Raw genomic sequence first — 12493 nt, forward strand, 5'->3', positions numbered from 1 at the left:
GTCAGCGTCCGGCGCCGTCCCGCAATTCGCGGGCGGCGTCTTCGTCGCCCTGCTCGAACAGCGCGCCGATCAGCAGGGTCCGTAGTGCGCGTGTCTTGACGTCGATGTCGGCCATCTCCGGCAGGGACGCCTCGATCAGAGTGAATCCGTTGAGCAGCGCGAGCACCCCGCGGGCCAGTCCGGTTCCCACCTCGGGGCCCACGCCGGTGAGTCCGCCGGCCGCCAGTGCCAGCCTCTCGGCCGCGGCCACGTACTCCGCCACCACCACCCGGGCGGCGGGGTCGCGCGCCGCCCGCAGGTAGGCCTCGATCAGCGCCAGTGACTCCGGTTCGCGCACCCGGGCGGACTCGGCGAAGGCTGCGATCACCTGATTCTCGGTGGCCGAGGATCCGCTCAGAAAGGTGGTCAGGGCGCCCAGACTCTCGAACTCCTCGGCCACGAAGGTGCGCATCGCCTCGTGGGTCAGCTCGTCGATCGACGAGAAGAAGTAGCCGATCGAGGTGGTCGGGAGCCCGGCTCGGGCGGTCACCGCGCGGTGAGTCACCGAGGCGTACCCCGATTCACCCACGATCGCGACCGTCGCGTCGATGAGAGCGCGCCTGCGTTCGAGGGTGCTCTGCCGGTGTTTTCGCTCCTCCACAACGGTGAAGTCTAGATCCCACAGAAGTCTGTACAAAGTTACAGAATCAGGCTAGGTTCAATCTCTGTAAGTTTGTACAAACTCGGCTGTGGCCGGGAGGAGAACCGATGACCATCGAGATCACCACCGAATCCAAGCGGGTGAGCGCGTACCGCGACGACGTGCTCGCCACCCTGGACGCCACCGGTGTCGCTGAGGCGATCGCTGCCGGACGGTTCACCGCGGCGCAGGCCGCGGACGCCGCGACCGAGCGGATCCGCACCGTCGACCCCGCGCTCGGCGCGGTGCGCTGGTGGGCGAGCGAGGGCGCGCGTCCGGAGGCGAGCGATGATGCACCCTTCTACGGCGTCCCGTCGGCGATCAAGGAGAACACCGCCTTCGCCGGACTCGCCACCACCATGGGCTCGGACGCCCTGCCGCAGACCCCGGCGAAGAAACACGGGCCGGTCGCGCAGCAGCACCTGGCCACCGGCGTGACCGTGCTGGCCTCGACCGTGATGCCGGAGTTCGGACTGACCGCCAGCGCCGAGTTCGCCGGCGGGCGAGCCGCCACCCGAAATCCCTGGAACTCCGATCGCACCGCGGGCGGCTCGTCGTCCGGCGCGGCCGCCCTGGTGGCCTCCGGTGCCCTGCCCATCGCCCACGGCAACGACGGCGGCGGCTCGATCCGCATCCCCGCCGCGCTCAACGGACTGGTCGGCATGAAGGCCACCCGCGGGCGGATGGCCGGCCGGCCGGAAGCGAGGGTGCTGCCGATCAACGTGGTGGGTGAGGGTGTGCTCACCCGCACCGTGCGGGACACCGCCGGCTACCTCGCCGCCGCCGAACAGCACTACCGCAACCCGGCGCTACCGCCCATCGGGCACGTGCGCGGCACCGGCCGCAGCCGTCGGATCGCACTGGTCACCGAGTCGGTCACCGAGTACGGCATCGCCGACGAGTGCCTGGCCCCGGTGCACAGCCTCGCCGACGAACTCGCCGCGCACGGCCACGAGATCGTCGAGCTGTCCATGCGTGAGCTGCACCTCGATTCCGGCTTCGTCGACGACTTCCTGCACTACTGGGGTTTCCTGGCCGCCGCGCAGGTCGCGGGATCGGTGATCGATGCCCGCGGTCGCGCTCGCCTGCGCGGATTCGATCCGGTCACTCGCGAGCTGCTGCGGTCCGGACGGCGCAGCGCACCGTCGATACCCGGAGCGATCCGTCGACTGCGTGCGGTGATCGGCGATTACGAGCGCACCTTCGTCGACGACGGCATCGACCTGATCCTGTCTCCGACGATGACCGACACCACCCCGCGGATCGGCCACCTCGATCCCGCACTGCCCTTCGACGAGTTCATGTCCCGGACCATCGCGATGGTCGGCATCACCCCGCTCAACAACATCTCCGGCGGCCCGGCGATCTCGGTTCCGTGCGGCTTCGACGGTGCCGGGATGCCGCTCGGCGCGCAGTTCGCCGGACCGGCCGGCTCCGAATCGGCACTGCTGGAGCTGGCCTACGAGGTGGAGCAGATCCGCCCGTTCGCCCGGGTCGGCGGATAGCCGACGAAGCGATTCACTGCGGTCCCGGAGCCGTCGGCCCGAACTGCCGGGACCAACGTCCCGACCCGGACGTGATCCGTAGCGACGCCGAGGATTTGCCCATAGTGTGAAAAATGCGCACATCAGCGCCGTCGTCTCCAGGAGGGTGAACCCCATGTCCGATTCCCGGTCCGATCTCGATTCGATCGCAGCACGCCTGCCGAAGTCCTACGTCCTGGTGGGTGTGGACGGCTCCGAGCGATCGCAGGCCGCGGCCGCCTGGGCCGCGGACGAGGCGGTGCGCCGGTCGACGCCGCTGGTCATCGCCAGTGCGGCGGACACCGCCGCCGCGGCGCTGGGGTTCAACCTCACTGCCTCGGACTCGTTCTACTCCTACCTCAAGGGGCAGACCGACGAGGCCCTCGCCTCGGCCAAGGCGGCAGCGCTGGCCGCCCACCCGGACCTGGAGGTGGGTTCGGTGAGCGCGGCCGCGAAGCCGGTCGATCTGCTGGTCGAACTGTCGAAGAACGCCCGGGTCACCGTGGTCGGCGACACCGGCGTCGGTGCGTTCAGCCGGGTCCTGATCGGTTCCGTCGCCCAGGGGGTCGCGCGGAAGGTCACCGGCCCCGTCGCCGTGGTCCGCGGAACCGCCGCGCCCGACGGTGCCGTGGTCGTGGGGGTCGACGGCTCCGAGACCAGCGCGGCCGCCGTCCGCGCGGCTTTCGAGAACGCCTCCGCGCGCGGGGCGGACCTGGTCGCGGTGCACTCGTGGACCGACCTGCCCTCGTTCTACGCCTCCGCGTACGCCGCCTCGTACGGCATCGACTGGGAGGCGGAGGAGGCTCGCGCCGAGACCGCGCTGGCGGAGAATCTGGCCGGTTACGCCTCGGAGTTCCCGGACGTGGGCATCACCAAGGTGGTCACCCGGGGTGATGCGACCGCCACCCTGGTGCAGGCCAGCACCGGGGCGAACCTGGTGGTCGTGGGCAGTCACGGTCGCGGTGCCATCGGCACCTTCCTGCTGGGCTCGGTCAGCGGGCACCTCATCGCGCACGCCGATTGCCCGGTGTTGATCGTCCGGAGCTGATCGCCGGCCTCTCGGCCCGACCGGACGGAGGGCCGATCAGCGCAGCTCGTCGGTCTCGACGGTGAACCGCTGCGCCCGCAGCCGATCGGCGAGCACATCGCCGATCGCCACCGCGGGGGTGAGCACTCCGGCGCGGGCCGGGAGCTCTGCGCCACCGCGGGCGGTGTCACCGTCGAGGGCGAGGGCCAGCGCGCTCTCGCCCAGCATCACCGCGGTACCGCTGTACCCCGGGTCCTGGCGGGCACCGATGGTGCAGCGGTACCGGCGGCCGTCGCTGGTGCGGGTGTAGACATCGGCGATGAACGAGCCCTTGGCCTGCGACTTCTCGCTCGGTCCTTCGCCGGGCGCGGGCAGCACCCTGCTGAGCACCGGACGCAGCGGCTTGATCGCCAGCGCCGCGATGCCCAGCGCCAGCGCGCCCTGAACCAGGTGCGAGGCCACCGTCGAGAGCACCGGGGTGGAGCCGACGGACATCGTCTCCCGGTACCGGAAACCGGGGCCGTAGGCGAAGTCGAGCAGGCCGTTGGTGCGGCGCACCACGCGGGTGTTGTAGCTCGCCATGAAGAACGGCGCGAGCGAGCCGCGCAGTGAGGGGTCCACCGTGGAGGCGTCCACCACCGACAGATCGCCCGGCTGCTTCGGCGATTCACGGGACGGGTCGGCGCTGAGCGAGTGCGGGCGCCCGGCGATCCGGCGGGCGTCACGGTCGGTACTGACCTCGTCGGCCAGGCCCATCGCCGAGGCGATGGTGCCGCCGGACGCGCCGCCGCGGATCGAGCGGATAACCAGGGTGGTGGTGCCGAGCGTGCCGGCACCGTCGGCCTGGGCGCGCTGGTACAGCAGGAAGGTTCCGAGGTCGGAGGGGATCGAGTCGAAGCCGCACGAGTGCACGATCTTGACGCCCGAGGCGACCGCCTGCTCGTGGAACTTGTCGATCGAGCGGCGCGCGAACAGCACCTCGCCGGTGAGGTCGGCGTAGTGCGTCCCGGCGTTCAGGCAGGCGCTGACCACGGTCTCGCCGTACTTCGCGTACGGGCCGACGGTGCTGCACAGTGCGGTGGCGCGGGCGGCCATCGCATCGAGTGTGGACGGCTCGTCGACGTCGGCGATCGCGATGCCCCAGTCGGCGGCGCCGGGACCGAGTGACTCCCGCAGCTGCACGAGCTTGGACTCGGTCCGTCCGGCGAGCGCGATCCGCACACCGGCCGGTGCGTGTTCTGCCAGGTGGCGGGCCGTGAGCCTCCCGACGAAGCCGGTCGCTCCGAACACGATCAGGTCGAACTCCCGGGATCCCACAGCAGTCATATCAGACATGTTAGCGGTGTTTTGCACGTTTGTGCACGGAGGTAGGAGGGTTCCAGGGTGGCGGGGCGGCCGGGCACAAGGCAAGGACGGAATAGGCATTCGCGTTAGTATGTATGAAACTGCACGTATGGGCGGTTGCGTGGATAAGGCGTGCGATAGGGGGCGGATATGGCGGCACGGACCACCCGCGAGGCCGTGAGCCGGGCTTACCGGGTCTGTCCGGTGGAGGTCAGCATCGCCGTGCTGGGCGGCGCCTGGAAGATGACCATCGTCAAAAATCTGCACGCCGCCCCGATGAGGTACGGCGAACTCGGTCGCGCCGTCGGGCCGGTGACGCCCCGGGTGCTGACCCGGCAATTGCGAGAACTCGAAGCCGACGGGATCATCACCCGCACCGCCTTCCCCGAAGTTCCGCCCCGGGTCGAGTACGCACTCACCGACGTGGGTCGCGAGCTCGGGCCGCTGGTGGCGACACTGAACGACTGGGGTGAGAAGTACGCACGGCTCGCGGGACTGTCGACCGCACACGCACCGGGTGCGGACTGCTAAGTGGACGAGCGGGTGCCTACCGGACGGGAAAGTGCGTACTTCCGCCGGCCTGATCGCGACCTTAGGTTGGCGACATGGACGACTGTGGTGTTGCGCCCAAAGGTGATGCCCGGGTGTGTGATCCGCGTCGGATCGGGCGACTGCACCCAGCCTGGCGGATGGTCGCCGTCGCGGCGTCCGCACTCCTGGCGGCGGGTTCCTTCACCACCATCGCCGGGCTGATCACCGACCCACTGATCGCTGAAGAACGGTGGAGCCGAACCGAAATCGGATTCGGGGTGGCGCTGAACATGATGCTCTACGGCGCGACGGCTCCGTTCGCTGCCGCAGTGATGGACCGGGTCGGTGCTCGACGGGTGGTTGCCGGCGCACTGACGCTGATCGCCACTGCCGCCGTGCTGCTGGTGACCTTCGCACCCAGTGCCAGGTGGTTCATTCTCTGGTGGGGACTACTGGTGGGCGCCGGAACCGGATCAGTGACCATGGTTTTCGGAGCGAGCGTCGCGCAACGGTGGTTCCGCACCCATGTGGGTCTGGCAACCGGAATACTGACCGCTGCGAGCGTGGCCGGCCAGTTCGTCATGCTTCCGCTGCTCTCCTGGGTCATGGCCGCCACCTCATGGCGAGGACCGCTCGTGGTCTGCGGTGCGCTGGCAGCCCTCGCGGCGCTGCTGGTGGTACTGGTGCTGCACAACGATCCACGCGAGATCGACTCCGCTGCCTACGGTGACGCCGACCCCGCGCCGGTGGTCGCCGGGGAGCCGATACGGGAACCGTCACTGACCAGATCGATCAGGGTGCTCCGGGTAAGCGGAACGGACCTTCGCTTCCAGACGCTCGCGGTGATGTTCCTGCTGTGCGGGGCGACGACCAACGGGCTGATGTGGAGTCACTTCACACCGGCCGCGACGGACAGCGGTATGACCGCTACTGCGGCGTCCACTCTGCTCGCGATCATCGGCATCGCCAATGTTCCCGGCACGATCTGCGCCGGTTGGCTCAGTGATCGGGCCGACCCGCGGATCGTGCTCGCGGTGTTCTTCCTGACGAGGGGCATCGCGTTGATCCTGCTGCCGATGATCTTCGGTTCGGTTGTCACGCCGAACCTGATCGTGTTCGCCGTCGTCTTCGGAATCCTCGACGTCGCCACCGTTCCGCCCACCCTGGCACTGTGTCGTTCCTACTTCGGCGCCGAGAGCACCCTCTGCTTCGGCTGGATCAACGTCGCCCACCAGCTCGGAGCCGGAGGCATGGCGTTGACCGGCGGTCTGCTCCGTGAGTACACCGGTGGCTACACCGTGGTGTGGGTGTTCGGCGCACACCTGTGCGTCTGCGCCGCGATCCTCGGCATCCTCGCCGGCCGGCGGGCGTGCCCGAGACCGAGTTCATCCCCGGCAGCCGGCCGGTGAGGAGCGATCGCGGACGGTGTCACCGGCCGGGACGCGATCGAGCTGGTCGTAAGGTGGTCGGCATGCACGAAGCCGACGACCGGGCCCCGAACCCGTCCACGCTGCAAGCGCGGGTGATCGTGGACGAACTGGTCCGTGGCGGTGTCACCGACGTGGTCCTGTGTCCGGGCTCGCGCAACGCCCCGCTCGCGTTCGCAGTGCACGCCGCCGACACCCGCGGTGAGCTGCGGCTGCACGTGCGCATCGACGAGCGGACCGCCGGCTTCCTCGCCGTCGGCCTCGCCGCCGCCACCCGCCGCCCGGTCCCGGTGATCATGACCTCCGGCACCGCCGTCGCGAACCTCTCACCGGCCGTGTTCGAGGCCAATTACGCCCGCGTCCCGCTGCTGGTGATCAGCGCGAACCGCCCCTACGAACTGCTCGGATCCGGCGCCAACCAGACCATCGAACAGTTCGGGATCTTCGGCAACCAGGTCCGCGCGGCGCTGAGCCTCGGACTCGCAGAACCCGGCCTGGACCGCAACTCCCAGTGGCGCAGCGCCGTCTGCCGCGCCCTCGCCGCCGCGCGCGGCGCCCGCACCGGCAACGCCGGGCCGGTCCAGTTCGACATCCCGCTGCGCGAACCCCTCGTCCCCGACGATCCCTCACCCGAACTGGTCCGGGGCCGCCCCGACGGTGGCCCGTGGACCGTCGCCCCGGTGGCCACCCTCGACGTCCCTCTGCCGATCGACCTCACCCCGGACACCGTCGTCGTCTCCGGGCACGGGGCGGGGGAGAACCCGGCCCTGGCCGGCCTCCCGACGGTGGCCGAGCCCACCTCGCCGCAGGCCGCCGGCGCCGCCCAGCAGCTGCTGCACCCGTGGGCGCTGCCGTCCCTCAAACCCCGGCAGGCCATCATCTGCGGCCGCCCCACCCTGCACCGCGAGGTCAGCGCGCTGCTGGCCGATCCCGAGGTCACCGTCTACGCCGTCACCACCGGACCGCGCTGGCCGGACGTCTCCGGCAACGTCGCCGCCACCGGCACCCGCGTGGTCCCGGTGGGCGAACCCGACCCGGACTGGCTGCGGCGCTGCGCCGACGCCGACGCCGAGGCCCGCCGCGCCGTCGACGACGGTCTCGGCGGCGAGCCGGTCACCGGCCTGCACGTCGCGCGCGCGGTGTGCGCGCTCCTGCGCCCCGACGATCAATTGGTGGTCGGGGCCTCGAACCCGGTGCGCGACGTCGCCCTCGCCGGTCACCTCCCGCCCGGTGTGCGCGTGCTCTCCAACCGCGGCGTGGCCGGGATCGACGGCACCGTCAGCACCGCCGTGGGCGCCGCGCTGTCCCACCCGCAGCGGCGCACCGTCGCCCTGATGGGTGACCTGACCTTCGTGCACGACGCCTCCGGCCTACTCATCGGCCCGCAGGAACCGCGGCCGGACGACCTCACCATCGTGGTCGCCAACGACAACGGCGGCGGCATCTTCTCCCTGCTCGAACAGGGGGAGGAGAGGTTCTCCGGATCCGAGTACGACGGCGGTGCGGCCCGCGTCTTCGGCACCCCGCACGGCACCGACATCGGTGCCCTGTGCGCCGCGTACGGGGTGCGGTACCGGCTCGCCGGGCTGGCCGACCTCGACGTCGGCGACCGGACGGGCGACGGCCTGCAGGTGATCGAGGTGCGCACCGAACGCTCCGGGCTGCGCGCGCTGCACGCCCGGATGCGCGCCCGGATCGCCGGGGGCGGCCGGTGAGCCGGGTCGCGCTGCGCCGGGTCCAGCTGACCCTGCTGTGGGCGGCGATCCTGATCGTCGGACTGTGCGCCGTGCTGGTGCTGGCGGCCTGGCGCGACGACCGGGCCATCGAATCCGACCTCGGCGTCGCGACCGCGGAGGTGCTCTCCGCCGGCCCGCACCGCTCGACGATCAGCTTCTACACGCCCGACGGTGTCAACCACAATCCTCCGCTCGGCGTGCTGTACCCGAGCGAGCTGTCCGAGGGCGACCGGATCCAGGTCGAGTACTCCCGGGCGGAGCCCGAGTTGGTGCGGGTGGCCGGACGGTCGGCGGTGGTCGCGGTGCTCCCCGCCGCCTCGGTCGCCGCCGGGGCGTCACTGGTGATCGGCGCGGTGATGGTGCTGGTCGCAGTGGGTCACCGCCGTCGGGACGACGACCTGGTCGGCGAACCCGCGGCCGACGACAGTTCACCTGACGTTCGGCCCGGCGCAAGCCGGTAGGCGCCCGAGCGGACATTCCGCGGCGTCACACTCACCGACGTGCGCATCGCCATCGTCGCGGAATCGTTCCTGCCGAACGTCAACGGAGTGACCAACTCGGTCCTGCGGGTCCTCGAGCACTGCCGTCGCACCGGCACCGAGGCGATCGTGATCGCACCGGACACCGTCAAGGGGGAGGAACCGGCCGCCACGTCGCACCTCGGCTTCCCGGTCTACCGGGTGCCGGCGCGGATGTTGCCGAAGATCTCCTCGCTGCCCATCGGGCGCCCCGGTATGCCGATCGTGGACGTGCTGCGCGAGTTCGAGCCCGACGTGGTGCACCTGGCCTCCCCGTACTTCCTGGGCGCGGGCGGCCTCGCCGCCGCCCGGCGCCTCGACATCCCGACGGTGGCGATCTTCCAGACCGACGTCGCCGGATTCGCCGGCTCCTACGGCCTGGGCCCGCTCGAACGCGCCGCCTGGTGGTGGACCCGGCAGATGCACAAGCAGTGCGACCTGACTCTGGCTCCGTCGTCGGCCTCGGTCGCCGACCTGCGTGAACATCGCATCCCCCGGGTGAAGACGTGGGCCCGCGGCGTGGACGCCGAGCGCTTCGCCCCCAGTCGGCGCAGTGACGACCTGCGGGCCGGCTGGCTGGGCGATCGCCCGGACCGGATGATCGTCGGCTTCGTCGGCCGCCTGGCCGCGGAGAAGCACGTCGAGCGCCTCGCCGGGCTCGCCGGGCGGGACGACGTGCAGCTGGTGATCGTCGGCGACGGCCCCGAGCGCGCCCGACTGCAGCGACTGCTGCCGGGGGCGGTGTTCACCGGGCAGCTCGGCGGCTCGGACCTCGGCGCCGCATACGCCTCGCTCGACGTGTTCGTGCACCCCGGAGAGCACGAGACCTTCTGTCAGGCGGTGCAGGAGGCGCTCGCCTCCGGCGTCCCGGCGATCGCCCCGGACCAGGGCGGACCGCGCGATCTGGTGGCGCACTGCCGCAACGGCTACCTGCTGCCCACCGGCGACTTCGCCGAGATGCTGCCCGGTGTGATCGACACCCTCGCTGATCCGGCCCTGCGCGCCCGGTTCGGCGACGCCGCCCGCAAGTCGGTGCTGGCCCGCACCTGGCCCGCGCTGTGCGATCAGCTCTTCGAGCACTACCGCAGCGTGATCGCGGCGCCGGGGCGGATCGGCGCCCGGCGGGCCGTCGTCTGAACTTCGTGTAGCTTGCGGGTCATGGCAAGGGCCTCCCTGGAAAAGCGACCCGGCGACGTCGCCTCGATGTTCGACGGTGTAGCCCGTCGTTACGACCGCACCAACACCCTGATGACCGGTGGTCTCGACCGCTACTGGCGCAACCGCACCCGCAAGGCCCTGCGCCTGCGGCCGGGGGACCGGGTCCTCGACCTCGCCGCCGGCACCGGAGTCTCGACGGTGGCCCTGGCGCGCTCCGGCGCGTGGGCCGCGGCCTGTGACTTCTCCACCGGGATGCTGCACGCCGGCGCCTTCCGCCGGGTGCCGATGGTGGCCGGAGACGCGATGTCGCTGCCTTTCGCGGACGCGAGCTTCGACGCCGCCACCATCTCCTTCGGCCTGCGCAACGTCCAGGACACCGCGGCCGGGTTGCGCGAGATGGCCCGCGTGGTCCGGCCGGGCGGACGGCTGGTGGTGTGCGAGTTCTCCACCCCCGTCAACGGGGTTTTCCGCACCCTCTACGAGCGGGTCGCGTTGCAGGCGATCCAGGTGGTGGCGCGCGGATCGTCGAATCCGGAGGCCTACCAGTACCTCGCCGAGTCCATCCGGAACTGGCCCGCGCAGGAGCCGCTGGCGCAGATCGTGCGGGACGCGGGCTGGACCGACGTCGCGTGGACGAACCTGACCGGCGGCATCGTGGCACTGCACACCGCGACCCGACCGCTAGGCTGAACACGTGGAGAAGACGGTTGCCGGGGTCCGACTGGGGTCCGACGAGTTCGCGTCCGGGATCCGCGCGGAACTGGCCCGCGTGGAACAGGTGATCACCGATGGGATCGCCGAAGCAGACGGGTGCGTGATCGAGGAGGCCCTGCACCTGTTCCAGGCCGGTGGCAAACGCTTCCGGCCGATGTTCACCGTCCTCGCCGGACGGATCGGCGGAACCCCGTCGGAGCAGGTGATCACCGCCGCCGCCGCGATGGAACTGACCCACCTCGCCACGCTGTACCACGACGACGTGATGGACGAGGCGGACACCCGCCGCGGCGCACCGTCGGCCAACGCGCGGTGGGGCAACTCGATCGCGATCCTGGCCGGCGACTACCTGTTCGCCCGCGCCTCGGCGTACGGCGCCGACCTCGGTCCCCGCGCCGTCGGCGTGATCGCCACCTGCTTCGGTGAACTGGTCACCGGCCAGATGCTCGAACTCAAGGGTCCAGGCGAGGGCGACCCGGTGCAGCACTACCTGGACACCATCTGGGGCAAGACCGGCAGCCTGATCGCCACCTGCGGGCTGCTCGGCGCGCTGCACGGCGGAGCCGACGAGGACCTCGCGCAGCGGATGTACCGGATCGGTGCCGATATCGGCATGGCCTTCCAGATCAGCGACGACATCATCGACATCAGCTCGATCGCGCAGCAGTCCGGCAAGACCCCCGGCACCGACCTTCGTGAGGGCGTGTGGACCCTGCCGGTGCTGCACGCCCTGCACGACCGCGGGCCCGACGGTGACCGCCTCCGCGAGATCCTCACCGGGCCGGTCACCGAGGACGCGCTGGTCGACGAGGCGATCGAACTGCTCGGGCGCTCCGAGGGCATGAAGCACGCGCGGGTGACGCTCGAGGAGTACGCCGACCGGGCCCGCTCGGAGCTGGCTCAGCTGCCCGCATCGGAAGCACGTTCCTCGCTGGAATCGTTGGTCACCTTCACGGTCGCCCGCCTGGGCTAGGCCCTCGTTGCACGCACACGGCCTCGGGAACCGGATCCGCACCGCGCTGCTACTGGCGCTGGTGGCGGGTTTCGTCCTGGCCACCGGCGCCGTCTTCGGGCAGACGGTGTTCCTGCTCTCGATCGTGCTGGCCGCCGGGCTGTGCGCCTACCTGTACACCGCCGGCCCGACGCTGCCGCTGCGGGCGATGCACGCCCGGCGGGTCTCCGAACTGCACCAGCCGGCGCTGTTCCGGCTGGTCCGAGAGTTGTCGACCGCCGCGCGGCTACCGATGCCGGCGCTGTACCTCTCGCCGACCGCCGCTCCGAACGCCTTCGCCGTGGGACACGATCCGACCCACGCCGGGATCTGCGTGACCCAGGGGCTGATGAACCTGCTCGACGAGCGGGAACTGCGTGCGGTGCTCGGCCACCAGCTGGCCCGGATCGGGGCCCGCGAGACCCTGGTCTCCTCCGTCGCCGGGGCACTCGGAGCGGTGATCTGCGGCCTCGCAGGTTTCGGCTACATCCTCGGTTTCGGCGACGGCGGCAGGCGCAGCAGCCGGGTGGTCACCGCGATGCTCTCGGTACTGGCGCCGATCGCCGGCGCCCTGATCCGCCTCGGCGTCTCGCGCACCGTCGACGTCCGTGCCGATCACGAGGGTGCCCTGCTGACCGCGGATCCGTCCGCGCTGATCCGCGCCCTGCAGCGGGTGAGCGGCGCCGCCGCGCAGGCTCCGCTGCCCCCGGAGCCGGAGATCGCGGTGCACGCGCACACCATGCTGGTGTGCCCGTTCCGGGACGGTGACCGGCTGGGCCGGCTGTTCGCCACCCAGGCGCCGGTGGACGAGCGGATCGAGCGGCTGGCCGCGCTCACCTCGTAGC

General features: G+C 71.1%; 12 protein-coding genes. 10 read left to right on the forward strand and 2 right to left on the reverse strand.

Annotation, left to right across the window (positions count from 1 at the left end; genetic code table 11):
* Position 1: 1 nt before the first annotated feature.
* Positions 2-640, reverse strand: coding sequence for a TetR/AcrR family transcriptional regulator (locus tag ACYVHG_RS09575; protein ID WP_461167214.1), 639 nt, complete (start codon positions 638-640; stop codon positions 2-4).
* A 107-nt stretch (positions 641-747) separates the two neighbouring features.
* Here ACYVHG_RS09575 and ACYVHG_RS09580 point away from each other — a divergent pair, with 107 nt between their 5' ends.
* Entirely contained in the window at positions 748-2184 is a 1437-nt protein-coding gene (locus tag ACYVHG_RS09580) for an amidase (protein WP_461167215.1), read from the forward strand.
* Between the two features lie 154 nt (positions 2185-2338).
* A complete protein-coding gene (locus ACYVHG_RS09585) occupies positions 2339-3250 on the forward strand; it encodes a universal stress protein (protein WP_461167216.1) in 912 nt (303 codons plus the stop codon).
* A gap of 36 nt (positions 3251-3286) precedes the next feature.
* Here ACYVHG_RS09585 and ACYVHG_RS09590 read toward each other — a convergent pair whose 3' ends face one another.
* On the reverse strand, positions 3287-4555 hold the full coding sequence (locus ACYVHG_RS09590) for a saccharopine dehydrogenase family protein (protein WP_461167217.1): 1269 nt from the start codon (positions 4553-4555) through the stop codon (positions 3287-3289).
* A gap of 168 nt (positions 4556-4723) precedes the next feature.
* On the opposite strand from ACYVHG_RS09590, the gene ACYVHG_RS09595 reads away from it, so the two are divergent.
* From ACYVHG_RS09595 to ACYVHG_RS09630, 8 genes are all read left to right on the forward strand, one after another.
* A complete protein-coding gene (locus ACYVHG_RS09595) occupies positions 4724-5104 on the forward strand; it encodes a winged helix-turn-helix transcriptional regulator (protein ID WP_461167218.1) in 381 nt (126 codons plus the stop codon).
* 113 nt (positions 5105-5217) lie between these two features.
* Entirely contained in the window at positions 5218-6513 is a 1296-nt protein-coding gene (locus ACYVHG_RS09600; protein ID WP_461167219.1) for an MFS transporter, read from the forward strand.
* Between the two features lie 62 nt (positions 6514-6575).
* Complete coding sequence (menD, locus tag ACYVHG_RS09605; RefSeq protein ID WP_461167220.1) at positions 6576-8246, forward strand: 2-succinyl-5-enolpyruvyl-6-hydroxy-3-cyclohexene-1-carboxylic-acid synthase; 1671 nt, start codon at positions 6576-6578, stop codon at positions 8244-8246.
* Positions 8243-8728 (forward strand): DUF3592 domain-containing protein, encoded by a 486-nt coding sequence (locus tag ACYVHG_RS09610; protein ID WP_461167221.1) that lies wholly within the window; start codon positions 8243-8245, stop codon positions 8726-8728. Before menD ends, ACYVHG_RS09610 begins: the two co-directional genes overlap by 4 nt.
* A gap of 39 nt (positions 8729-8767) precedes the next feature.
* Positions 8768-9922, forward strand: a complete 1155-nt coding sequence (locus tag ACYVHG_RS09615; RefSeq protein WP_461167222.1) for a glycosyltransferase family 4 protein — start codon at positions 8768-8770, stop codon at positions 9920-9922.
* Between the two features lie 21 nt (positions 9923-9943).
* Positions 9944-10633: a demethylmenaquinone methyltransferase gene (locus ACYVHG_RS09620; RefSeq protein ID WP_461167223.1), complete on the forward strand. Its 690-nt coding sequence runs from the start codon at positions 9944-9946 to the stop codon at positions 10631-10633.
* Positions 10634-10637: 4 nt separating this feature from the next.
* Positions 10638-11630, forward strand: a complete 993-nt coding sequence (locus ACYVHG_RS09625; protein WP_461167224.1) for a polyprenyl synthetase family protein — start codon at positions 10638-10640, stop codon at positions 11628-11630.
* A gap of 7 nt (positions 11631-11637) precedes the next feature.
* Positions 11638-12492, forward strand: a complete 855-nt coding sequence (locus ACYVHG_RS09630) for a M48 family metalloprotease (RefSeq protein ID WP_461167225.1) — start codon at positions 11638-11640, stop codon at positions 12490-12492.
* Position 12493 lies beyond the last annotated feature (1 nt).

The organism is Tsukamurella serpentis, assembly GCF_054780975.1.